This window comes from Thiohalophilus thiocyanatoxydans (genome assembly GCF_004366735.1).
In the GTDB taxonomy this organism is placed as follows: Bacteria; Pseudomonadota; Gammaproteobacteria; order UBA6429; family Thiohalophilaceae; genus Thiohalophilus; species Thiohalophilus thiocyanatoxydans.
Map to the genome: position 1 here is coordinate 336,120 of NZ_SOQX01000001.1, position 23,639 is coordinate 359,758.

Sequence of the window (23,639 nt, forward strand, 5' to 3'; positions counted from 1 at the left end):
TTGCCCTGCGGCGGCCAATTCCCGTATGATCGCCCGCCTCGATGCGCATGGTGCCCGGACAGGCCGGTGTGGCGATGCGCCCGAAAGAGAACTGTGAGGTTTACCAAATGAAAGCTGAAATTCACCCCGCTTACCAGGAAGTGTCCGTCACCTGTAGTTGTGGCAATCACTTCACCACCCGTTCGACGGTTGGCAAGGATCTGAATATCGAAGTCTGCGCCCAGTGTCACCCCTTCTATACCGGCAAGCAGAAACTGCTGGATACCGCCGGTCGCGTGGACAAGTTCCGCCAGAAGTACGGCATGAAAAAGTAAGTCCGTGGCAATACGCACGACGGAAGTTATCAAAAAGGCGCTGTTTACAGCGCCTTTTTTGTTACTGGCGGGGCCGTCGGCGATCGCCGACCCCTGCCGTCCGGCACAGTTCGACGCCCAGGTCAGCGTACGTTATGTCCATGACGGCGATACCGTGCACCTGCGCGATGGACGCAAGTTGCGGATCATCGGTATCAATACCCCCGAACGGGCCCGCGAGGAACAGCCCGCCGAGCCCTATGCAGACACCGCGCGGCGCCAGCTGCAGGCCCAGGCCGAAGGGCCCTGGTCGCTGGTCTATGATCAGCAGCGGCGGGATCGTTACGGTCGCCTGCTGGCCCATGTGTTCGATCGGCAGGGGCGCAACATTACCCGTCGGCTGCTCGCCGCGGGGGCCGGGCAGCTGCTGGTTATCCCGCCCAATCTGAAATTCGTCGACTGTTACCGCCGCGCCCAGCAAACGGCGCGCCGGGCACGACGGGGTCTGTGGGCGCTGTCGGCCTACCGGCCGCTGGCGGCGGACGAGTTGCGCGCCCGCCACGTCGGGCAATACCGTCTGGTGCGGGGACAGCTGGGCCGGATCGGCGAAAGCCGCTCCGCGCTGTGGCTCAACCTGGGTGAGGATGAGGATTTTGCACTGCGCATTGCCGGATCGGATCGGGACTATTTCGAGCGCCGGCAGATCGAAACCTGGCGCCGGCAACCGCTGTTGGCGCAGGGCTGGATCTATCGACGCAATGATCAATGGCGCATGCGCCTGCGCCATCCGGCAAATCTGCTGGAGGCGGCTGACTGAAGAATTTGTGCCACTGGTAAAACCGCAGACCATGCGCCACCATAGGCATTCCAGCGCCGCGTTGGCGCCGTTACTCTGACCCCGTCGGCAGCTTGGCCGGCGGCACAACATCCCGGGCTGAACTTGCACCCATGAATGACGACGAACTGCCCTTTTCCGAACAGGCCCTGCGCTATCATGCCGAACCGCGCCCGGGTAAAACCGCCACCGCCCTGACCAAACCGGTCGTGACCCAGCACGATCTGAGCCTGGCCTACACCCCCGGCGTGGCGGTGCCGGTGCGTGCCATCGCCGGGGACCCGCAACTGGCCTATCGCTATACCAACAAGGGGAACCTGGTGGCGGTCATCTCCAACGGCACGGCGGTGCTGGGACTGGGTAACGTGGGTGCGCTGGCCGGCAAGCCGGTGATGGAGGGCAAGGCGGTTCTGTTTAAATATTTCGCCGATGTGGATGTGGTGGACATCGAGGTGGATGCCGAATCTCCGAAAGCCTTTATCGATACCGTACGCCGCATCGCGCCGAGTTTTGGCGGTATCAACCTGGAGGATATCGCCGCGCCCGACTGCTTCGATATCGAACAGGCGCTCAAGGAGCAACTGGATATTCCGGTGTTCCATGATGATCAGCACGGCACCGCGATCATTATTGCCGCCGGCCTGCTCAATGCCCTGGAACTGACCGGGCGCACGCTCAAGGAGGCGCGGATCGTTTGCCTGGGTGCCGGGTCGGCGGGCATCGCCTCCATGCGGCTGTTACATGAACTGGGCGCTGATAAGCGGCATATCACCCTGGTGGATCGCAAGGGCGTGGTGCATGCCGGGCGGCGCAACATCAATGCCCACAAGCGCGAATTTGCCCGGCGCACCGGCCTGCGCACCCTGGAAGAGGCGCTGGCCGGGGCGGATGTCTTTATCGGGGTGTCGGGGCCGAACCTGGTCTCGCCGGGCATGTTGCAGGGCATGGCTGACAACCCGATCGTCTTTGCCCTCTCCAATCCCGATCCGGAGATCACCCCGGCCAACGCCCATGCGGCACGCAGTGATCTGATCATGGCAACCGGGCGCAGTGACTATCCCAATCAGGTGAACAATGTCCTGGGATTTCCGTTTATTTTTCGCGGCGCGCTGGATGTGCAGGCCTCGGCCATCAATACCGAGATGGTGATCGCGGCAGTGAAGGCGCTGGCACAGCTGGCTCATGAGCCGGTGCCCGAGGAGGTGCTACAGGCCTACGGGCTCGACCAGCTTGTTTTCGGGCGGGACTACATCATTCCCAAACCGTTTGATCCGCGGCTGCGGGAGTTTGTCGCCGGGGCCGTGGCGCGGGCGGCACAGGAGAGCGGCGTGGCGCGGGTGAGGGATACCTAGGCGGCCGGGCCGACAAGTTCCCGCACCCGGTTCAATGAGGCCCGTTGCATCGGCCGCCCGTCGACCGGGCTCAGGGGCGGCTGGAGGGGCCCGTCCTGCACAAACACCACCAGCTCGATACGGGTGTCCTCGGCATAAAAGCGCAGCACCGGCAGCGTGAGGGTCTGTTCCGCGGAGAAGCGGACTTTGCGTTCGCCCTGCTCATAGGGGATCTGGTGCTCCATCAAAAAGATATCCAGATCTTCCAGGCGCGGCACGAACAGGTGCAGGACCACGGGGGAGTGGATGTCGGCACTGCCGTCGAGGACGCTGCCGACCAGTTTGGGCCTGAAGGGCGCGAAAAATTCCATCGCCTGCAGGGCCCGGGCACGCAGGTTTTGCAGGGCGGCAGGCTGGGCGTCGGCACGGAACAGGCGCTGGTATTCGCGCAGGGCCTGATCGATCTCAGCGTTGCTCGGCATGTTGCGGGTGTCGACCGCGCCCAGGTGCAGGGCCGCCTTGCGTTTGGCGGCATAAAAATCGCGGCTGCCGCTCTCCGCCAGGATCTGGGCGGCGGCCTGGGCCAGCCGCTGTCGCATTTGCAGATCCTTGGTGTGTTTGTGTCCCATTGCGACGCCTAGAAGAGATCGCGGGTAATATTACCATTATCCTTCCGGTCGCCGTTCGAGTCACTCCGGCTGTCGGTGCGACGTTCGGGGACCTGATCTTCCAGGAAGTATTCGAACACGGCGTCCGGCGCACCGCTGCCGGCCAGCTCCCCGGTTTCGGGATCAATCAATACCGAGACAATGCCCGGCGGCTGCTCCAGGCGCGCCTCGGGCTCGTCGCGCAGGGCCTCGCGCATGTATTTGATCCACATGGGGAGTGCAGCGCGCCCCCCGGTTTCGCGCTGGCCGAGCGGCTGGGGGGTATCAAAGCCGACCCACGCGGTGGAGACCAGGTTACGGTTGAAGCCGGAGAACCAGGCGTCCTGCTGATCGTTGGTGGTGCCGGTTTTGCCGGCCAGGTCCTCCCGGCCCAGCACCATGGCGCCGCGGCCGGTGCCGCGGCGAACCACATCACGCATCATGCTGTTCATCAAGAAGGCGGTCTGGGGAGTGAGCACCCGCGGGGCAATGCGCGGTTGTCGCGGGCCCTGCATGACCTGTCTCCATTCCCCGGGTGTCACATCGTCCCGGGTGAAACTGGGCACCCAGGTCTCAGCGGCCGGCGGGGTGCTGTCCATCTGCCGCAGGGGATCGGTTACCAGCTCGATCTCTCCGTCGCTTTGCGACTCGAGACAGTCCGGGCAGACCCGGGCCGGTCGATCGAGGAGCACCACCCTCTGATCGGCATCCAGGACATGGTCGATCAGATGGGGCTGGACAAAATAACCGCCATTGGCAAACACGGCATAGCCGCGCGCCAGCTCCAGGGGGGTCAGGACACCGCTGCCCAGCGCCAGCGAGAGATCCCGCGGCAGGGTATTGGGGTCAAAGCCAAAGCGTTGCTGATAACGTAACGCATAACCGATGCCGATTTCGCGTAACAGGCGGATGGAGACCAGGTTGCGCGAGTTGACCAGTGCCGCGCGCAGGCGCGTGGGGCCGTGGAAGCGGCCGCTGTAGTTTTCCGGGCGCCAGGTATCCTCCAGTCCGGGGGCCTCGAACACGACCGGGGCGTCATTGATGATGCTGGCGGCGTTAAAACCCTTGTCGATGGCGGCGGAGTAGATAAACGGCTTGAAGCTGGAACCGGGCTGGCGCTCGGCCTGGACGACCCGGTTGAATTTACTGGTGTAATAGTCGAAGCCGCCGCTCAAAGCCTCAATGGCGCCGTTATCGGGGTTGAGCGAGACCAGCGCGCCGCCCACCTGCGGCAGCTGGGCCAGCCAGCTGCAGCCCGCCCCGGCGGGTGTCACGTAAATCACGTCGCCCCGCTGCAGTACCTCGGCGGCTGACTCCAGCTCCGGTCCACGGCTGTTTTCATTAATATATTCGCGCGCCCAGTTGATCTGTTCCCAGGGCAGGTAGGTCAGCCGGTTGTCGCGGGTCAGGGCGTAGACCGCCTGCTCCTCGACCTGCAGTACCAGTGCCGGAGTCAGGTTGCCCGGCGCGGGAACATTTTTGAGCAGGCTGCTCCACTGAGCCTCGCCGACCGGGATCTCGAGCAGGGATTGCCGGGCTTCACGGGGTACTTCCCCGGGCTGCACTGCCGGGTCGGGGGTGACGCCGGCAAACAGATCAATGTGATTGACAGGACCGCGATAACCATGGCGCCGATCATATTCCAGCAGGGCCTGGCGCAGCGCCCGGTTGGCGGCCTTTTGGCGGCGGGGATCGACGCTGGTGTAGACCTCGTAGCCGGCCGTGTACGCTTTGTCGCCGTAACGGGTGACCATTTCGTTGCGCGCCATCTCGGCGATGTAGGGGGCCTCGAGATCGGAAGACTGGCCATAGGTTTTGGCGTGGACCGGCACCGCCAGGGCGAGCTGGTACGCCTCGTCGGAGATGTAATCGAGATCGCGCATCCGGCCCAGTACATAGTTGCGACGCTGAATCGCGCGTGCGGGATTGGCCACCGGGTTGTAGCTGGAGGGGGCCTTGGGCAGTCCGGCAATCATCGCCATCTCATCCAGGCTCAGGTCGGCCAGCGCCTTGTCGTAATAGACCTGTGCGGCCGCCGAAGCGCCGTAGGCCCGCTTGCCCAGATAGATCTTGTTCAGATAGAGGGAGAGAATATCCTCCTTGGAGAGTTCGCCCTCGATTTTCAGCGCCAGGAAAATTTCGTTGAGCTTGCGCAGGTAGGTCTTCTCCCGGCTTAAAAAGAAGTTGCGGGCCACCTGCATGGTGATGGTGCTGCCGCCCTGCCCCTTTTCGCCGGTGAGGATCAAATTAATCGCCGCGCGCAGGATACCCTGGTAATCGACGCCCGGATGTTCGAAGAAACGGTCATCCTCGGCGGCCAGTACCGCCTGAATGAGCTGTTCGGGGAACTCCTCGTATTTCAACGGAGTTCGCTTCATTTCGCCGAATTCCGCGATCAATCCCCCCTCTTTATCGTAGATTCGCAAGGGAACCTGGAGGCGGACATCCTTGAGGGTGTCGATATCCGGCAGGCGCGGGGTGATGTAGGCGTAGGCCCCCAGCAGGCCAAGGGCACCGAGCAGGCTCAGGGTCAGGGCGGAGGCGAGGGAAAATGTGACCAACTTCTTAAATATGGGTTTCATATACCTAATTTTAATAAAGAATCGGATTGTGCCACCCGATAGAGGACAAGCGTCCAGTATAATTCTTCCGTTCTGTGAACACTATTCCCATTTGTATTTATAGTTTTGCTGACCTATAGTTGACTCATAAACCTAAAGTAGTTATACATATATCTACTATAACTTACTACGAATAAAGAAAAATATGGCCCTCAGGGATCTTATCAAGCCAAAAAAACCCCCGGTGCTCGGGCTCGACATCAGCTCCACGGCAATCAAGTTGCTGGAACTGGGCAAGAGCGGCGATCGTCTGCGGGTTGAAAGTTACACAGTGGAGCCGCTGCCGGCCAACTCGGTGATCGAGAAAAATATCTCCGATGTCGAGGCGGTGGGTGAAGCGATCAAACGGGCGGTGAAGCGCTCGGGGACCCGTACCAGGCAGGCGGCCGCTGCTGTTGCCGGTTCGGCGGTTATTACCAAGATTATCTCCATGCCCGCCTCACTGGGCGAAGACGACATGGAGCAACAGATCCATCTGGAAGCGGATCAATACATTCCCTATCCCCTGGAAGAGGTGAACCTCGATTTCGAAGTGATGGGCGACTCGGAGGATCCCGAACGGGTTGACGTGTTACTGGCCGCCTCGCGCAGCGAGAACGTGGATGTGCGGGTGGCTGCCATGGAGCTGGCCGGGTTGAAGGCGAAAATCGTCGATGTCGAGGCCTATGCCATGGAAAACGCGTTCCAGTTGCTGGCGCCCCAGTTACCGGAGCAGGGGCTGGATCTGACCGTGGCGGTGATCGATGTGGGCGCCACCATGACTACCCTGAATGTGATGCACGATCTGAAAAACATCTATACCCGTGAACAGGTCTTCGGCGGCAAGCAGCTGACCGAGGAGATTCAACGCCGTTATGGCCTCTCCTATGAAGAGGCCGGCATGGCCAAGCGCCAGGGCGGCTTGCCGGACAATTACGTGCCCGAAGTGCTGGAGCCGTTCAAGGATGCCATGGTCCAGCAGGTCAGCCGTTCCCTGCAGTTCTTCTTCTCCTCCAGCGCGTATAACAGCGTGGACCATATTGTTCTGGCCGGCGGCAGTGCCATGATTGACGGTATTGACGAGCTGATTGCCGACAAGCTCGGCGTCCCCACCTCGGTGGCCAATCCGTTCACCAATATGACCCTGGCCTCGCGGGTCAAAGCGCAGAGTCTGAGTAATGATGCCCCGGCATTGATGATTGCCTGCGGGTTGGCCATGAGGAGCTTTGACTGATGGCGCATATCAACCTTTTACCCTGGCGCGAAGAGCTACGCCGTGAGCGGCAGCGGCAGTTTCTGACGACGCTGGTTCTGTCCGTCATTCTTATGGGCGTGATTATTCTGGGTGTGCACCTGCGCCTGGCCGCAATGATCGATCATCAGGAGTCGCGCAACCGGTATCTGCAAAATGAAATCAGCAAGGTGGAAAAGCAGATCAAGGAAATTGATCAGATTGAAGAAGACAAACAGCGCCTGTTGGCACGCATGGAGGTTATCCAGCAATTACAGCGCAACCGCCCCGAGGTGGTTCATCTGTTTGATGAGATGCTTGATATTATCCCGGACGGCGTTCATCTGGAGAGTATGAACCAGTCTGGTGACAAGGTAGTACTTAACGGGGTGGCGGAATCCAATGCCCGTGTATCGGCCTTTATGCGCAATATCGAATCTTCGAACTGGCTGACTGAACCGCGGCTGGAAGTAATCGAGAAAAAAGGCAAAGGTGATGAGCAAGACAGCTCAAGGTCATTTGTTCTGCATATGTCGCAGGTCAGTGTGGACAATGCTGGTGAGGACCGGGAAAAATGAAAGATCTCGATTTAAGTGAATTAGACCTGAGCACCATCGGATCCTGGCCGACCGCCGCCAAGGCGGCGGTAGTCGCGGTTGTCTGTGTTGCAGTACTGGCGCTGGGGTATTTCCTGCATGTCCAGAAAAAAATGGAACAGCTGGAACAGGTCAGGGGCAAAGAGCCGACTCTGAAACGTCAGTTTGAGAAAAAACAGGCCAAGGCGGCGAATCTGGATGCCTATAAAGAACAAATGCAGGATATGGAAGAGTCTTTCGGCACAATGTTGCGGCAATTACCCAGTAAAACCGAGGTGGATGATCTGCTCGTTGATGTATCACAAACCGGACTGAGCAGTGGTATCGAATTTGAGTTGTTCAAACCCCAGTCAGAAAGGCAGATCGAGTTTTATGCCGAATTACCGATTCAGATAAGTATGCTGGGAACCTATCATCAATTCGGCAGGTTCGTCAGCGGGGTTGCCGCACTGCCGCGGATTGTTACCCTGCATGATATTAAACTTTCGAATAGCAGGGATGGCAGGCTGAAGATGGATGTTACGGCCAAGACCTATCGCTATCTGGATGAGGATGAACTGGCGTCCGCCAAAAAGAAATGAGTCGAGGAGACGAGAGGGTTCAATTCCTGAGAGCGAGCTATGCTGAATAATAAATTGACAAAACTTGGCCTGGTAGCGGCAGCAATGCTGCTGGGCGTCTCGTGCGGGGGGCCGGAACATACCGATCTGCAGGAGTATGTGCAACGGGTCAAGGCAAAGGATCGGGGTGGTATCGAGCCGCTACCCGAGATTAAACCTTACGAAACTTTTATCTATAAACCGGCTGATCGACGGGATCCTTTCACGCCGTTCGCACAGGAAACAGTGAGAGAGGAGGGTCCTGTCGACAGTGGACTTCGCCCGGACAAGGATCGTAAACGGGAAGCACTGGAACAGTTCTCACTCGATTCATTGGCGTTTGTCGGTCATCTGGAGAAGGATGGCATATTGTGGGGCTTGATTGTTGCCCCCGATTCGACTGTCTACAGAGTCAGGGAAGGCAATTATATCGGGCAGAATTACGGTGAAATAGAAGAGATTTCCGAGACAGAAATACTGCTCACAGAGATTGTGTCTGATGGAAGTGGTGGATGGATAGAAAGAGAGGCGGCCCTGACGCTGGAAAGCGAATAAGTGGCGCTCCGTATAATTTTTTGGAGTAGAACCATGATAAACCAGAGTGGTTATGCAAGCAGAATCATGAACGCTACCGGCATTCTGTCGGTGATGCTGTTAATGTTTCTTACCTCGATGCCGGCACAGGCGCAAAACAGCCTGAACGACATAGGCTACTCGACCCTGCCCGGCGACAAGGTGCAAATCAAGCTGACACTGGATAGTCCTCTGGAAGCTGAGCCGGCAAGTTTTACTATCGATAACCCCGCTCGAATTGCTTTTGATCTGCCCGATACCAGACTGAATCTGGATGAGCGCAGCAAGGATATCGGTATTGGGGTAGCTCGCAGTGTTAACGTAGCGGAGGCCGGTAACCGTACACGCGTCGTCCTGAACCTTTCCAATCTGGTGGGTTACAACACGGTGTTGGAAGGCAATGATGTCATCATTACCCTGAATGAAAGCGGGAAAACCAGTTTTTCCCAGGCCGGTAGATCGGCCGGGGGAAAAACAATGGGCCAGACTGGCTCCGTCAATGTGCTGGATCTTGATTTTCGTCGCGGTGAACAGGGCGAAGGCCGGGTGGAAATGACACTGGCTGATCCGAATACCGCCGTGGATATGAAACGGCGCGGCAGTGAGGTGGTAGTGACATTGAAAAACAGCCTGCTGGATGAAGATCTGGAGCGGCGCGTCGATGTGCTGGACTTCGCCACCCCGGTCAGTACCGTGGATGCCTTTAATCAGGGTGATGATGTCCGGGTCGTTATTAATACCAGGGATGATTTCGAACATATCGCCTATCAGGCCGATCAGAAACTGACAATTGATATCAAGCCGGTTGTCGAGGAAGAAGAGGACCGTTCGCGTCGGCGCAAGGAATACACCGGCGAGAAGCTGTCGTTGAACTTCCAGAATATCGAGGTACGGGCGGTTCTGCAGCTGATCGCGGACTTTACCGGCATTAACATGGTGACCAGTGATACTGTCTCGGGGGAAGTCACCCTGCGGTTGAAAAACGTGCCCTGGGACCAGGCGCTGGATATTATTCTCAAGACCAAGGGGCTCGCCAAACGGGAGTCGGGTAATGTCATGCTGATTGCCCCTGCCGAGGAGATCGCGGCCCGTGAAAAAATGGAAATGGAAGCCAACAAGCAGGTCGAAGCACTGGCACCGCTGATTAGCGAAACCATTCAGGTCAATTATGCGAAAGCCTCGGAAGTGGCGTCCCTGCTCAAACAAAAAGGGAGTGAGCTTCTCTCCGAACGGGGTAACGTGAGCGTCGATGAACGGACTAACAAATTGTTGGTGCAGGAGACGGCGGAACGTATTGATGAGATTATCTCGCTGGTGGATGAGCTGGATGTGCCCGTGCGCCAGGTGCTGATTGAGTCGCGCATTGTGCTGGCCAGCACCAACTTCAGCAAAGAGGTTGGGGTACGCTTTGGTGTCTCGCGTAACTATGTGGGATCGGACGGGCGTGAGCGGGCGGTATCAGGGAACCTTAGTGCGACCGAGAATCTGATCAACAATGAGACCCTCGAGGCACCGGGTCGCTGGAACGTCAATTTGCCCGCCGCGAGCGGTTCCGCCGGCACCATCGGTATGGCATTGGCCAGGTTGCCGTTCGGCACCCTGGTGGAGCTGGAGTTGTCCGCCGCCCAGGCCGAAGGTGAAACCGAGATCGTCTCCAGCCCACGGGTTATCACCGCCAATCAGCAGGAGGCGGTGATCGAATCCGGGCAGGAGATTCCCTATCAGGAGGCCAGTTCCAGCGGTGCCACCAGTGTCTCTTTCAAGAAGGCGGTACTGAGTCTGACCGTTACGCCGCAGATCACCCCGGATGATCGGGTTATCATGGATCTGGCGGTCACGAGCGATAATCCTGACTTCGGGAACCTGGTGCTGGGTGTGCCGCCCATTACAACCCAGAACGTACAGACGCAGGTGTTGATTAACAACGGCGAGACGGTGGTACTGGGCGGTGTCTACGAGCAGACCAAGAGTAACACCATTAATCGCGTGCCCTTCTTTGGCGATCTGCCGGTCGTCGGCGCCCTGTTCAGGAGCAAGTCCCAGCTGGACGAAAAGAACGAACTGTTGATCTTTGTGACACCGAAGATCGTCAAGGATGACATGCGAATCTAGTCGGCCCGGCCGGTGGTGCCGCCAGGCATCACCGGTCGGATTGTCTTTTCTGCCATCTCATGTCTTCAGTCAATAATATTTTTCTCGTCGGATTGATGGGGGCGGGTAAAACCACCATTGGCCGCCAGCTTGCCCAGGTTCTGGACAAGGAATTCATCGACAGCGATCATGAAATCGAGGCCCGCACCGGGGTGAATATTCCGTTGATCTTCGAACTTGAAGGAGAAGCGGGATTTCGGGAGCGTGAAGCGGCGATGCTCGATGAGCTGACCGGTCGGGAGAATGTGGTGCTGGCCACTGGCGGCGGCGCGGTACTGCGCGAGGAAAACCGCCGCCACCTGAAACAGCGCGGCACCGTGGTCTATCTGCAGACTGACGTCACGCAGTTGCTGGAGCGGACCCGTAAAGACAAGAACCGGCCGTTGCTGCAGACCGATGATCCACAAGCCCGATTGACCCGGCTGCTGCAGGAACGGGAACCGCTCTATCTCGAACTGGCGGATCTGGTGGTCAATACCGGTCAGGGCAATATCCGCGGCGTGGTCGATACAATTCTGGAAAAACTTGCCTGAACCGTTGCTTATCGCGCACGGTGCCGACTATCCTGTATAATCCGACAGTTACCGGCGCAATGAAGGCAAGATGATTACTCTCAACGTCGATCTGGGCGAACGCAGTTATCCGATATTCATCGGCCAGCAGTTGCTGGGCGATGCCGAACGGGTCAGCCCCTGTATTGCCGGCACCCAGGTGATGATTGTCACCAATGAAACCATTGCGCCGTTGTATCTCGACAGGACCCTGCAGGCGTTTACGGACTACGACCCCGCCCACGTTATCCTGCCTGACGGCGAGCAATACAAGACTCTGGAGATTCTCAACCGCATCTTTGATGAACTGCTGGTGCAGCATTTTGATCGCCACAGTACCCTGGTGGCCCTGGGCGGCGGGGTCATCGGCGATATGACCGGCTTCGCCGCCGCCTGCTATCAGCGCGGCGTCGATTTTATCCAGATCCCCACCACCCTGCTGGCCCAGGTCGATTCCTCGGTCGGCGGCAAGACCGGCGTCAATCATCCCCAGGGCAAGAACATGATCGGGGCCTTTCATCAGCCGCGCTGTGTAATCGTCGATACCGATACCCTGAAAACACTGGATGATCGTCAGCTCAGCGCCGGCCTGGCGGAGATCATCAAGTACGGGCTGATTCGGGACCATGATTTTATCGCGTGGCTGGAGCAGAACATGGACAGGCTGCTGGCGCGTGATCCCGAGGCCACCGCGTATGCCATCGAGACCTCCTGCCGGAGCAAGGCCGCCATCGTGGCCGCCGATGAAAAAGAGAGCGGCGTGCGGGCCCTGCTCAATCTCGGTCACACCTTCGGCCATGCCATTGAAACCGGGGCCGGTTACGGTCACTGGCTGCATGGCGAGGCGGTGGGTACCGGGATGCTGATGGCGGCGGATCTCTCCATGCGCCAGGGCTGGTTATCGGAGCAGGATGTGCTGCGGGTGGAAAACCTGCTCGACAAGGCCGAGCTGCCCACGCGTGCGCCGCATAATATGTCTTATGAGCGCTTCATGGAGCTGATGGCGGTGGACAAAAAAGTCCGCGCCGGTCAGGTCAATCTGGTGCTGTTAAAATCACTGGGCGAGGCGGTGGTGACCGCCGATTTCGAACCCGCCCTGCTGCGCGAGACCGTCGAGGCCCATCGCGCCACCGAATGAACAGACGGTAAATCCTATGTTAAGTCTTGCGCCCTATGCCGCGAACGAAAAGAACAGTCTGGGGCGACGTATCCCCGAAGAAGTGCCCAGTTATCGCAGTGAGTTTCAGCGGGATCGGGATCGCATTGTTCACTCCGCCGCGTTTCGCCGTCTGGAATACAAGACCCAGGTGTTCGTCAATCACGAAGGGGACATGTTCCGTACCCGCCTGACTCACTCCATCGAAGTGGCGCAGATCAGCCGTTCCATCGCCCGGATTCTCAATATCAATGAAGACCTGAGCGAGACCATTGCCCTGGCGCACGATCTGGGACATACCCCGTTCGGCCATGCCGGTCAGGATGCCCTGAACGGTTGCATGAAAGAATATGGCGGGTTCGAACATAATCTGCAGTCATTGCGGACGGTGGACAAACTGGAGCAACGTTACGCGGACTTTGAGGGATTGAATCTGACGTTCGAGGCGCGCGAGGGGATTCTCAAACATTGCTCGCTCGGGCATGCCCGGGAACTGGGTGAGGTGGGGCGGCGCTTTCTCGACAAGACCCAGCCCTCGCTGGAGGCCCAGGCAGTGAACCTGGCCGACGAGATTGCCTATAATAACCATGATGTGGACGACGGCCTGCGCTCGGGGCTGATTACCCTGGCGGAACTGGAAGAGATCGAGCTGTTCAATGATCAATACAGGGAGGTCAAAGCGCGCTATCGGGCGCTGACCGATCGGCGGCTGATTCACGAGATTATTCGGCGCATGATCAACCGCCAGATCATCGATCTGGTAGAGACAAGCCAGGCGGCGATCGAAGCGCTGTCGCCAGAGAAGATCGATGATGTCCGCCGCCATACTCAGAGTCTGATCGGTTTCAGCGATGAGATGCGTGCCGCCAATCTGGCGTTAAAACAGTTTTTACGCAGCCGGCTCTACTCCCATTACCGGGTGCATCGCATGACCTCGAAAGCGCAACGGATTATCGAGTCGCTGTTCAGTGCGTTTTTTCAGGATCCCAAACTGTTGCAACCCAAACATCAGCAGCAGGTCTATATGATGGAAGAAAAAGAGGGTGCCAATGGCCGCGCCCGCGCCGTTGCCGATTACATTGCCGGCATGACGGATCGTTATGCGATTGCCGAATACGGGCGTATTTTCGATCCGGCTGAACTAACCTGAACCGTATAATTGTGAGCTTGCCTGTTCATGCGCATCTATATGCAAATACCGGCCATGGAAGACAAGCCGCCGCGCTTCTATCAGCTCATGCTGCAAAAGGATCTGGTCGACGGCTGGAATCTGATTCGCAACTGGGGCGAGACCGGCAGCCGCGGGCGGGTCAAGCAGGATCATTACAGTGATCTGGAACAGGCCCAAACAGCCCTGCTCAGGGTACGGGACATGCAGCTTGAGCGTGGCTACAAGGTAATGTTCATGCAGGGACAGGAACTGCCGCATGAGTAACGACGATGATATCCCGACATTGGGCCACGAGCCCGAGTATCTGGCGGACTACGGTCTGCAGAGAGCCCCTTTTCCCGTCGAGTACGATGATCGTTTTGTCTATCTGGATGAGGCACGTCGGCAATTGCTCGACGACTTGCAGCAGCTGACCCGTTACAGCCGCCTGATGTTGCTCGTCATCGGTGAACGCGGCAGCGGCAAGAGCTCCCTCAAACAGCACTTTATTCATCAGGCGGATGAGGCTTACCTGATCAGTGATGTGGCGGCGCATCCGATGATGGATGCCGACGAGCTGCTCTCGGATATTGCCCGGGGTTTCGGTCTGAATGACCTGCCCGCCAGCCCGTCGGAATTGCAGGATATGCTCTATCGTTATCTGGCGGGGATGCAGGGGGATCGGGTACCGGTGTTGCTGGTGGACGACGCCCACGAACTGCCCCGGGAAGCGTTGGAAGCGCTGTTTTACCTTGCTGATGCCGAGGGCGGAGAGGGGCAACTGTTGCGTTCGGTCCTGTTCTGCGAACCGGCGATTGAGGTGATGCTCGAATCGACTGCCTTCCAGCCGTTCAGGGATCAGGTGACCCGGCGCGTGCACCTGGCGCCTCTCGATGAGGCGCAGACCGCCGAGTACATTCGCCACCACCTGGCCGTTGCCGGGCTGGATGGCACCAGCCCGTTTACACCGCAGGCGATTCGCCGGATTCACCAGAGCTCCGGGGGACTGCCGGCCCGGATCAACGATGCCGCCCACCAGCTGCTTGCCGGGGAGGAGCCCGACGGGGCGGTCGATCCGGCACCCGAGGGGCCGCCGGGAAGCCGTAAGCCGGCATGGAACCGTCGCTATGTTGCCGCCGCCGTGGGGATGGTGCTCCTCATCGCGATCGTGTTCGGCTGGCCGACGCGGCAAACCGACCCCACGGCGGAGACGCCAGCGGTCACCGCCCGGGAAGAATCCACCGCGATGCCACCGCAGAAGGTGGTGGAACTGGGGGTCGGCGGGCTGAGCGGCAGGCCGGCCGGGACGCCAGACAGTGAACAGAATGTCACTGCCGATGAGTTTGAGCCGCCCGTCGAGCCGGTGGAGGAGCCCGTGGCGTCGCCCCCCGCCCTGGTGATCGAGGCGATCGAGCCCGATCCGGTGCCGGCCGGAGACCAGCGACAGACGTTAAGCCTGCACGGTGAAGGCTTTGATGAATCCACCCGGATTACCCTCGAATGGGGAAATCAGCGCAAGACACTGGATCCGTCCCGGGTCTCGCTGATCAGCGACAAACAACTCGATTTGCATCTCAGTGTGGGCACGCGGCCGCAAACCTGGGAGCTGCTTGCGCGGAACCCGCAAAGCGGTGCCCGGGCCCGGGCCCGTTTCACGGTCGAGGCGGCAGAAGCCGAGGCAGAGACTGAGGCAGAGGCAGAGAAAGACAATGCCCCGGTGGCGGAGCCTGTCGACATGGCCTGGCTGCAACGTCAGCCCGCCGATCACTACACCCTGCAACTGCTGGCGGCGCAACAACGTGACAACCTGCAGGCCTTTTTAAAGCGCCATGAACTGGACGGGCAAAGCGTGATTGTCGAAAGTCGCAAGGACGGGGAGCCGTGGTTCACCGCACTCTTCGGCAGTTATGCCGATCGCGAAGCGGCCCGGGAGGCGGCCGGGAATCTGCCCGATGAGATTGAGGCGCCGTGGATCCGGCGTTTCGAGGCGGTTCAAAGCCGTGACACGTCGCCGGCCGACGAGCCTGTAGCTGACCCGGCGATCACCGACAGATCGGTACCGAATTCGACCACCCTGCGCGAGCATACGGCCTGGTTGTGGGATCAGGATCCGGACGCCTACACCCTGCAGCTGATCGCCGGCGGCAATGAACAGGCGATCCAGCACTTTATCGAGCAGCATGATCTGCGCGGTGAAGCCGTGTTTTATCAGACCCAACGTGAGGGCGAGCCCTGGTTTGTTGTGGTACTGGGCCGGCATGCCGATCGTGATGCGGCGCTGGCGGCACGCCAGGGCTTGCCAAAGGCCCTGCGCGAGCAATCGCCGTGGCCGCGCGCCTTCGGCGATATTCATAGCGAACTTGCCGCCCCCTGAATCAGCCGGGGATCGGGATAACCCTGTCGACTCTCCTGTCATTATTCCCTCGAAACGTCAAGTAAAACAGTCCCTTACGGAGCATTGCAGGGGGCTGTAGCCTGGCTGTATACTTCTGGGCCATTTTGCCCGCGATCTGCGGGTAAAAAGTCGAATCACGGTAAGAATTTAGTGGCGGTTCCAGTGACACAAAGCAAACAGACTCAACTCCCCGGCGGGCTCTACCAACCGAACTTTGAACGGGACAATTGCGGCTTCGGGCTGATCGCCCATATGGATGGCGAAGCCAGCCACTGGATCCTGGAGACCGCCATCGGCGCCCTGGAGCGGCTGACCCATCGTGGCGCGATCGCGGCCGACGGCAAGTCCGGCGACGGCTGTGGACTGTTGTTGAAGCAGCCGAAAAGTTTTTTCCAGGCAATCGCCAAAGAGCAGGGCTATGCACTCAATGATCGCTTTGCCGTGGGCATGGTGTTTCTTAACACCGACGATCAGCTGGCCGGGGCGGCGCGCAACCAGCTGGTGCGCGAACTGGAACAGGAAGGGCTCGAAGTCCTCGGCTGGCGGGCGGTACCGGTCAATCCCGATGCCTGTGGCGAGGAGGCGTTGCGCACCCTGCCCACCATTGAGCAGATCTTTATCAATGCCCCGGCGGCGATGGAAGAGATCGATTTCGAGCGACACTTATATATAGCCCGGCGGCGTACCGAAAAGGCGATCGATCCGCAGGACAATACCTTTTATATTCCCAGTCTCTCCTCGCGGGTGATCTCCTACAAGGGACTGGTCATGCCCGAATACCTGCCGGTCTTCTACGAAGATCTGAATGACTCGCGCATGGCTTCTGCCCTGGCCGTGTTCCATCAGCGCTTTTCCACCAACACCTGGCCCGAATGGCGCCTGGCCCAGCCGTTCCGTTATCTGGCCCATAACGGCGAGATCAATACCCTGGAGGGTAACCGTAACTGGTCGGTGGCGCGCGGCCACAAGTTCGACAGTCCGCACATTCCCATGGAAGATGTCCGTCCGCTGGTCTCCCCGTCGGGATCCGACTCCAACAGCCTGGACAACATGCTCGAGGCATTGCTGGCCGGTGGCATGGACATCTTTCGCGCCATGCGGGTGCTGATTCCGCCGGCCTGGCAGAACGTCGAGACCATGGACGCGGATCTGCGCGCCTTTTATGAATACAACTCCATGCACATGGAGCCGTGGGACGGTCCGGCCGGCATCGTGCTGACCGACGGGCGCCACGCCGCCTGCAGCATGGATCGCAACGGCCTGCGCCCGGCGCGCTGGGTGATCACCCGGGACCGGCATATCACCCTGGCTTCGGAAATCGGCGTTTACGACTATGCCCCGGAAGATGTGGTGAGCAAGGGCCGGCTCAAGCCGGGCCAGATGCTGGCGGTGGATACCGACAGCGGTGAACTGCTGCTGCCCGAGGATATCGATCAGCGACTCAAGAGCCGCCATCCCTACAAGCAGTGGCTGCGTGAAAATGCACGGCGGCTCAAGTCCCTGCTGCAGGAAGAGAACAACGCCTCACCTGTGGACGAATCCCTGGTGGATGTCTATCAGAAGATGTTCCAGATTACCTTCGAGGAACGGGATCAGATCATTCGCGTGCTGGGCGAGGACGGCCAGGAAGCGGTCGGCTCCATGGGCGACGATACGCCCTTCCCGGTTCTGTCGCGCATGGTGCGTTCGCCCTATGACAACTTCCGTCAGCAGTTTGCCCAGGTCACCAACCCGGCGATCGATCCCATTCGTGAACAGATCGTCATGTCGCTGGAGACCTGCTTCGGCCCCGAACGCAACATGTTCGAGGAGACCCCGCAGCATGCCGAACGGCTGCTGGTCGACTCACCGGTGCTCTCGCACAGCAAGTTCACCCAGTTGCTGGAGATGGGGCAGAGCGACAAGAATTACGCCAATCAGAGCATCTCGCTGAATTATCCCGAGGACGTGGATCTCGAAGCGGCGATCCGCGATATCTGTGAACAGGCCGTCAAGGCGGTCAAAAACGGCAAGGTGGTGCTGGTCCTGAGCGATCGCGAGATCAGTCGCGAGACCCGGCCGGTCCATGCGCTGCTCGCCACCGGCGCGGTCCATCATCGTCTGGTGCGCGAAGGCCTGCGCTGTGATGCCAATATCGTGGTCGAAACCGGCACCGCCCGGGATCCCCATCATTTTGCGGTGCTGATCGGTTATGGCGCCACCGCGGTCTATCCCTATCTGGCCTATGCCGCGCTGCGCGACATGCAGCGCAGCGGCGAGATCACCGAGTCCAGTGCCGCGACGCTGGATGCCAATTACCGCAAGGGCATTAACAAGGGGCTGTACAAGATCACCTCCAAGATGGGGATCTCCACCATCGCCAGTTATCGCGGCGCCCAGTTGTTCGAGTCGGTGGGCCTGCATCAGGACGTGGTGGATCTCTGCTTCAACGGCACGACCAATCGAATTCAGGGCATCGGTTTCAGTGATCTGCAGGAAGACCAGCGCCTGCTGTGCAAACTGGCCTGGAACAAACGCAAGCCGATCCAGCAGGGTGGCCTGCTCAAATTTATCCACGGCGGCGAGGATCACGCCTATAATCCGGATGTGATCGGCACACTGCAGGAAGCGGTCAAAAGCGGCGACTTCGATAAATGGAAGGAATACACCACGCTGGTCAATCAACGCCAGACGCTGACCCTGCGCGATCTGCTGCGGCTGCGCGAAAGCGAGCAGCGCGTGCCGCTGGATGAAGTGGAACCGATGGAAGAGATCGCCACCCGCTTCGATTCGGCCGCCATGTCCCTGGGCGCGTTGTCGCCCGAGGCACACGAAACCCTGGCCGAGGCGATGAACCGCCTCGGTGCCCGCTCCAACTCGGGCGAGGGAGGCGAGGATCCCAAACGTTACGGCACCAACAAGCGTTCCAAGATCAAGCAGGTCGCCTCCGGACGCTTCGGGGTGACGCCGGCCTATCTGCGTTCGGCGGAAGTCATGCAGATCAAGGTGGCCCAGGGCGCCAAGCCCGGCGAAGGCGGGCAGCTGCCCGGTCACAAGGTCAACGAGCTGATTGCCAGGTTGCGTTATTGCAAGCCGGGTGTGTCGCTGATCTCGCCGCCGCCGCATCATGATATCTATTCCATCGAGGATCTGGCCCAGCTGATTTTCGATCTCAAGCAGGTCAATCCCGGCGGGCTGGTCTCGGTCAAACTGGTCTCCGAGGCCGGTGTCGGTACCGTGGCTGCCGGCGTGGCCAAGGCCTATGCCGATCTGATCACCATCTCCGGTTATGACGGCGGTACCGGTGCCTCGCCGCTGACCTCGGTCAAGTATGCCGGCAGTCCGTGGGAGCTGGGCTTGAGTGAAACCCACCAGCTTCTGCGCGCCAACGATCTGCGCGACAAGGTGCGCCTGCAGACCGACGGCGGGCTCAAGACCGGTCTGGATGTGATCAAGGCGGCGATCCTCGGTGCGGAAAGCTTCGGTTTCGGTACCGGGCCGATGGTCGCCATGGGTTGCAAGTACCTGCGTATCTGTCATCTGAACAACTGCGCGACCGGCGTCGCCACCCAGGACAAGGTGCTGCGCATGGATCACTATCGCGGCGAAGTGGAGTGGGTGATGAACTACTTCCGCTTTATTGCCGAGGAGGTGCGCGAGCTGCTGGCCGGGCTGGGGCTGCGCAAGCTGACCGACGCCATCGGGCGGACCGATCTGCTCGAGGCGCTGGAAGGGGAAACCAGCAAGCAGCGCGGTCTGGATCTCTCCGCCCTGCTCAGTGATGCGGGTGTGGCCAAAGACAAGCCGCAATGTTGCGTGAAACCGAGTAACGAGCCGTTCGACAAGGCCGAACTGGCCGAACAGATGGTGAAAGACTGTCTGCCGGCGATTGAAAACAAGAGCGGCGGCGAGTTCAATTACAAAGTTCGCAATACCCACCGCTCCATCGGCGCGCGCCTGTCCGGCGAGATCGCCGTGCGCCACGGCGATCTGGGTATGGAAGCCAAACCCATCGTGCTGCGTCTGAACGGCACGGCCGGGCAGAGCTTCGGCGTCTGGAACGCCGGCGGCCTGCATATGTACCTGGAAGGTGATGCCAACGACTATGTCGGCAAGGGCATGGCCGGCGGTAAACTGGTCCTCTATCCGCCGAAGGGCAGCAGCTTTGCCAGCCACGAGACCACGATCATCGGCAACACCTGCCTGTACGGCGCGACCGGCGGCAAGCTCTACGCGGCCGGCACGGCCGGCGAACGCTTCGGCGTGCGCAACTCCGGCTGTCACGCGGTGGTCGAGGGCGTGGGCGATCACGGTTGTGAATACATGACCGGCGGCCATGTCACCGTACTGGGTCAGGCCGGACTCAACTTCGGCGCGGCCATGACCGGCGGCTTTGCCTATGTCTATGACGTGGACAACAGCTTTGTCGATTGTGTCAGCCATGATGTCGACATTCATCGCATCGTACCCGAACACATGGAAGCCAACCGCAATCATCTGCGTGAAGTGATCGAGGAGTTTGTGCGCGAGACCGGCAGTCAGCGTGGCCAGATGTTACTGGACAATTTTGCCGATGAGGTGGGTCACTTCTGGCTGGTCAAACCGAAAGCGGCTTCACTGGAGTCCCTGATGGACGATCTGCAGCGCCGCGCTGCGTAACTTTTTTACTTGATAGCATAAATCCGCAGCCGGGATTGTCCGGCTGCCTCAATGGGCAGTTAGAGCAAATCATGGGTAACACGTTTCAGTTTTTACAGGTCAAGCGCATCGATCCGGAGAAAAAACGGGTCGATATCCGGGTCAGGGAATATCGCGAGATCTATGGTCAGTACGATGCCGAGTCGGCGGCACAGCAGGCAGACCGTTGTCTGGAGTGTGGCAATCCCTATTGCGAATGGAAATGCCCGGTCCATAATTATATTCCCAACTGGCTCAAGCTGATTGCCGAAGGCAATATTATTGAGGCGGCGGAACTCTCCCATCGAACCAACTCGCTGCCCGAAGTCTGTGGCCGGGTTTGTCCGCAGGATCGTCTCTGCGAAGGAGCCTGTACCCTGAACGACGGTTTCGGGGCGGTCACGATCGGTTCCATCGAGAAGTACATCAGCGATACTGCGTTTGAGCAGGGCTGGCGCCCGGACATGAGCGGGGTCGAGGCGACCGGCAAAAAGGTCGCGGTGATCGGCGCCGGTCCGGCCGGTCTGGGGTGTGCCGATGTGCTGGCGCGTAACGGCGTCGCCGTTACCGTCTATGATCGTTATCCGGAGATCGGCGGCCTGCTGACTTTCGGGATTCCCGAATTCAAGCTGGAAAAAGAGGTCATCCACAAGCGCCGCGAGATCTTCGAAGGCATGGGGATCGAGTTCAAACTCGGTGTGGAAGTGGGCAAGGACATCACCTTCAAGGCGATCGCGGATCAATATGACGCGGTGTTCCTGGGCATGGGGACCTACAAGTACATGACCGCCGGTATCCCCGGCGAGGATCTGCCCGGCGTGTATGCCGCGCTGGATTTCCTGGTCGCCAATGTCAACCACTGCTACGGCTACGAAAAGGATCCCAAAGATTACATCAACATGCAGGGCCGCCACGTGGTGGTGCTGGGTGGGGGTGATACCGCCATGGACTGCAACCGGACCTCGATTCGCCAGGGTGCCGCCTCGGTGACCTGTGCCTATCGGCGTGACGAGGCCAACATGCCCGGCTCCAAACGGGAAGTGGGCAATGCCAAGGAAGAGGGTGTGCAGTTCATGTGGAACCGTCAGCCGGTGGAGATCGTCGGCAACGGCCAGGTGGAAGGCGTCAAGGTGGTGACCACGCAACTGGGCGAGCCCGATGAGCGCGGTCGTCGCCGCCCCGAACCGGTCCCCGGTTCCGAAGAGATCATCATGGCCGACGCGGTGATCATCGCCTTCGGCTTCCAGCCGAGCCCCGGGGAGTGGTTCGAGGAGTACCGGATCGCCACTGACGAACGGGGCCGGGTCAAGGCACCGCAAAAACAGGAATACAAACACCAGACGGGCAATCCGAAGATCTTCGCCGGCGGCGACATGGTGCGCGGCTCCGACCTGGTGGTCACCGCCGTCTACGAAGGCCGCGAAGCCGCCGAAGGCATCCTCGACTATCTCGAGGTATAAAACATTCAACGCAGAGGCGCGAAGATATAATTTTTAATGTTGAATGTTAAATTTTGAATTGTGGCGTCTGTATTTAATTCAAAATTCAACATTAAAAACTCAAAATTGCCTTACGTCCTCTGCACCCAAACAACGGGCATAAACGTCTCTGCGGTAAAAAAGATAAAAACATGACTGAATTGAAAAATGATCGTTTGTTGAAAGCCCTGGCGCGGGAGTCGGTGGATGTGACGCCGGTGTGGATGATGCGTCAGGCCGGGCGGTATCTGCCCGAGTATCGTGCCACGCGCGAGAAGGCGGGTAGCTTTCTGGATCTGTGCAAGAATCCGGAGCTGGCTACCGAAGTTACGATGCAGCCGCTGGACCGTTTTGATCTGGACGCGGCGATTCTGTTTTCCGATATCCTGACCATTCCCGATGCCATGGATCTGGGTCTCTATTTTGCCGAGGGCGAAGGCCCCTGTTTCGAGCGGCCGCTGCGCACGGCCGCGGCGATCGAACAACTCCCGGTTCCCGATGTCGCGGACAGCCTGGGTTATGTGATGGACGCGGTGAGTAGCATCCGGCGGGAACTGGACGGGCGGGTGCCGCTGATCGGCTTCTCCGGCAGTCCCTGGACCCTGGCCACCTATATGGTGGAGGGCGGCACCACCAAGGAATTCGCCCGGGTCAAAGGTCTGCTTTACGAAAATCCCCGTGCGATGCACCAGTTGCTGGAGAAACTGGCGGTTACCGTGATCGACTACCTCAACGCCCAGATCGCCGCCGGCGCCCAGGCGGTAATGATTTTCGATACCTGGGGCGGGGTGCTGACCACCCGGGATTACAGTGAATTCTCTCTCGACTATATGCGCCGGATCATCGCCGGGCTGACCCGCGAGCACGAGGGTCGCAAGGTGCCGGTAACCATCTTCAGCAAGGGGGGCTGCCAGTGGCTGGAGGATCAGGCCGACATTGGCGCCGATGCGCTGGGACTGGACTGGACCATCGATATCGGTCTGGCCCGCCAGCGGGTCGGTGAGCGGGTCGCCCTGCAGGGCAACATGGATCCCTGTGTGCTGTATGCCTCCCCGGAGCGGATCCAGACCGAGGTGGCGACCATCCTGGAAAGCTACGGCGCAGGAGCCGGTCATATCTTTAACCTGGGTCACGGCATCCATCAGCATGTGGATCCCGATCACGCCAAAGCATTCATCGATGCCGTCCATGAGCTGAGTGTTCCCTATCATCGGACCTGAATCCGTTGTCTCACCGGGCGGTGTGGTGTCGGGTAAATACAAAAACTGCGTTAGCTCAACTAAAGCAGACCGATCGAGGCGGCGACACTAAAGTCCGCATAAAGTCGTGCAGTGCACAACAGCGCCGCGACGTTGAAAAAAGCCCCTGTTTTGATACCGGCCCACGGGCGCCGGGTA

General features: G+C 59.4%; 18 protein-coding genes. 16 read left to right on the forward strand and 2 right to left on the reverse strand.

Translation table 11 applies throughout. From position 1 onward, the window contains the following. Positions 1-107: 107 nt before the first annotated feature. The 3 genes from rpmE to EDC23_RS01575 all read left to right on the forward strand — a co-directional run bounded on the left by rpmE (position 108) and on the right by EDC23_RS01575 (position 2,480). A complete protein-coding gene (rpmE, locus tag EDC23_RS01565) occupies positions 108-314 on the forward strand; it encodes a 50S ribosomal protein L31 (RefSeq protein WP_134080516.1) in 207 nt (68 codons plus the stop codon). A gap of 4 nt (positions 315-318) precedes the next feature. Beyond that, positions 319-1,110, forward strand: a complete 792-nt coding sequence (locus EDC23_RS01570) for a thermonuclease family protein (RefSeq protein WP_134080517.1) — start codon at positions 319-321, stop codon at positions 1,108-1,110. 131 nt (positions 1,111-1,241) lie between these two features. Next, positions 1,242-2,480, forward strand: coding sequence for a malic enzyme-like NAD(P)-binding protein (locus EDC23_RS01575; protein ID WP_134080518.1), 1,239 nt, complete (start codon positions 1,242-1,244; stop codon positions 2,478-2,480). Here the strand turns inward: EDC23_RS01575 and EDC23_RS01580 are convergent. After that, positions 2,477-3,088: a hypothetical protein gene (locus EDC23_RS01580; protein ID WP_134080519.1), complete on the reverse strand. Its 612-nt coding sequence runs from the start codon at positions 3,086-3,088 to the stop codon at positions 2,477-2,479. The two genes, EDC23_RS01575 and EDC23_RS01580, sit on opposite strands and share 4 nt — an antisense overlap. A gap of 8 nt (positions 3,089-3,096) precedes the next feature. After that, positions 3,097-5,688, reverse strand: a complete 2,592-nt coding sequence (locus tag EDC23_RS01585; RefSeq protein WP_134080520.1) for a penicillin-binding protein 1A — start codon at positions 5,686-5,688, stop codon at positions 3,097-3,099. 184 nt (positions 5,689-5,872) lie between these two features. Between EDC23_RS01585 and EDC23_RS01590 the strand changes: the two genes are divergently transcribed. The 13 genes from EDC23_RS01590 (at position 5,873) to hemE (ending at position 23,462) form a co-directional block, all read left to right on the forward strand. Continuing rightward, positions 5,873-6,940, forward strand: coding sequence for a pilus assembly protein PilM (locus tag EDC23_RS01590; RefSeq protein ID WP_134080521.1), 1,068 nt, complete (start codon positions 5,873-5,875; stop codon positions 6,938-6,940). Then, positions 6,940-7,515 (forward strand): PilN domain-containing protein, encoded by a 576-nt coding sequence (locus EDC23_RS01595; RefSeq protein WP_134080522.1) that lies wholly within the window; start codon positions 6,940-6,942, stop codon positions 7,513-7,515. Before EDC23_RS01590 ends, EDC23_RS01595 begins: the two co-directional genes overlap by 1 nt. Further along, entirely contained in the window at positions 7,512-8,114 is a 603-nt protein-coding gene (gene pilO, locus EDC23_RS01600) for a type IV pilus inner membrane component PilO (RefSeq protein ID WP_134080523.1), read from the forward strand. The genes EDC23_RS01595 and pilO overlap by 4 nt, the downstream gene beginning before the upstream one ends. Before the next feature lie 39 nt (positions 8,115-8,153). Further along, entirely contained in the window at positions 8,154-8,687 is a 534-nt protein-coding gene (locus EDC23_RS01605; protein ID WP_243830682.1) for a pilus assembly protein PilP, read from the forward strand. A gap of 33 nt (positions 8,688-8,720) precedes the next feature. Then, complete coding sequence (pilQ, locus tag EDC23_RS01610) at positions 8,721-10,817, forward strand: type IV pilus secretin PilQ (RefSeq protein WP_208321242.1); 2,097 nt, start codon at positions 8,721-8,723, stop codon at positions 10,815-10,817. Between the two features lie 59 nt (positions 10,818-10,876). Continuing rightward, the gene (gene aroK / locus EDC23_RS01615) at positions 10,877-11,389 is read left to right on the forward strand and encodes a shikimate kinase AroK (RefSeq protein WP_134080524.1); all 513 of its coding nucleotides are present in this window, start codon (positions 10,877-10,879) and stop codon (positions 11,387-11,389) included. A 70-nt stretch (positions 11,390-11,459) separates the two neighbouring features. After that, positions 11,460-12,545 carry a 3-dehydroquinate synthase gene (gene aroB / locus EDC23_RS01620; RefSeq protein ID WP_134080525.1) on the forward strand — a complete coding sequence of 362 codons (1,086 nt, stop codon included), beginning with the start codon at positions 11,460-11,462 and terminating at the stop codon, positions 12,543-12,545. A gap of 16 nt (positions 12,546-12,561) precedes the next feature. After that, entirely contained in the window at positions 12,562-13,713 is a 1,152-nt protein-coding gene (locus tag EDC23_RS01625; protein WP_134080526.1) for a deoxyguanosinetriphosphate triphosphohydrolase, read from the forward strand. A 27-nt stretch (positions 13,714-13,740) separates the two neighbouring features. Next, a complete protein-coding gene (locus EDC23_RS01630) occupies positions 13,741-13,998 on the forward strand; it encodes a WGR domain-containing protein (RefSeq protein ID WP_134080527.1) in 258 nt (85 codons plus the stop codon). Beyond that, positions 13,991-16,087 carry an SPOR domain-containing protein gene (locus EDC23_RS01635; protein WP_134080528.1) on the forward strand — a complete coding sequence of 699 codons (2,097 nt, stop codon included), beginning with the start codon at positions 13,991-13,993 and terminating at the stop codon, positions 16,085-16,087. Before EDC23_RS01630 ends, EDC23_RS01635 begins: the two co-directional genes overlap by 8 nt. Before the next feature lie 183 nt (positions 16,088-16,270). After that, positions 16,271-20,746 carry a glutamate synthase large subunit gene (gltB, locus tag EDC23_RS01640; protein WP_134080529.1) on the forward strand — a complete coding sequence of 1,492 codons (4,476 nt, stop codon included), beginning with the start codon at positions 16,271-16,273 and terminating at the stop codon, positions 20,744-20,746. Between the two features lie 71 nt (positions 20,747-20,817). Further along, positions 20,818-22,224, forward strand: a complete 1,407-nt coding sequence (locus EDC23_RS01645; RefSeq protein ID WP_134080530.1) for an FAD-dependent oxidoreductase — start codon at positions 20,818-20,820, stop codon at positions 22,222-22,224. 170 nt (positions 22,225-22,394) lie between these two features. Beyond that, a complete protein-coding gene (hemE, locus tag EDC23_RS01650) occupies positions 22,395-23,462 on the forward strand; it encodes a uroporphyrinogen decarboxylase (protein WP_134080531.1) in 1,068 nt (355 codons plus the stop codon). Positions 23,463-23,639: the final 177 nt, after the last annotated feature.

What these genes read in the sequence shown, in the direction of transcription:
- EDC23_RS01575 (WP_134080518.1), top strand. Translation starts at nt 1,242, where the DNA reads ATGAATGACGACGAACTGCCCTTTTCCGAACAGGCCCTGCGCTATCAT.
- EDC23_RS01630 (WP_134080527.1), top strand. Translation starts at nt 13,741, where the DNA reads ATGCGCATCTATATGCAAATACCGGCCATGGAAGACAAGCCGCCGCGC.
- EDC23_RS01595 (WP_134080522.1), top strand. Translation starts at nt 6,940, where the DNA reads ATGGCGCATATCAACCTTTTACCCTGGCGCGAAGAGCTACGCCGTGAG.
- EDC23_RS01645 (WP_134080530.1), top strand. Translation starts at nt 20,818, where the DNA reads ATGGGTAACACGTTTCAGTTTTTACAGGTCAAGCGCATCGATCCGGAG.
- EDC23_RS01605 (WP_243830682.1), top strand. Translation starts at nt 8,154, where the DNA reads ATGCTGAATAATAAATTGACAAAACTTGGCCTGGTAGCGGCAGCAATG.
- EDC23_RS01580 (WP_134080519.1), bottom strand. Translation starts at nt 3,088, where the DNA reads ATGGGACACAAACACACCAAGGATCTGCAAATGCGACAGCGGCTGGCC.
- rpmE (WP_134080516.1), top strand. Translation starts at nt 108, where the DNA reads ATGAAAGCTGAAATTCACCCCGCTTACCAGGAAGTGTCCGTCACCTGT.
- pilO (WP_134080523.1), top strand. Translation starts at nt 7,512, where the DNA reads ATGAAAGATCTCGATTTAAGTGAATTAGACCTGAGCACCATCGGATCC.
- aroB (WP_134080525.1), top strand. Translation starts at nt 11,460, where the DNA reads ATGATTACTCTCAACGTCGATCTGGGCGAACGCAGTTATCCGATATTC.
- EDC23_RS01635 (WP_134080528.1), top strand. Translation starts at nt 13,991, where the DNA reads ATGAGTAACGACGATGATATCCCGACATTGGGCCACGAGCCCGAGTAT.
- EDC23_RS01585 (WP_134080520.1), bottom strand. Translation starts at nt 5,688, where the DNA reads ATGAAACCCATATTTAAGAAGTTGGTCACATTTTCCCTCGCCTCCGCC.
- hemE (WP_134080531.1), top strand. Translation starts at nt 22,395, where the DNA reads ATGACTGAATTGAAAAATGATCGTTTGTTGAAAGCCCTGGCGCGGGAG.
- aroK (WP_134080524.1), top strand. Translation starts at nt 10,877, where the DNA reads ATGTCTTCAGTCAATAATATTTTTCTCGTCGGATTGATGGGGGCGGGT.
- EDC23_RS01590 (WP_134080521.1), top strand. Translation starts at nt 5,873, where the DNA reads ATGGCCCTCAGGGATCTTATCAAGCCAAAAAAACCCCCGGTGCTCGGG.
- EDC23_RS01625 (WP_134080526.1), top strand. Translation starts at nt 12,562, where the DNA reads ATGTTAAGTCTTGCGCCCTATGCCGCGAACGAAAAGAACAGTCTGGGG.
- pilQ (WP_208321242.1), top strand. Translation starts at nt 8,721, where the DNA reads ATGATAAACCAGAGTGGTTATGCAAGCAGAATCATGAACGCTACCGGC.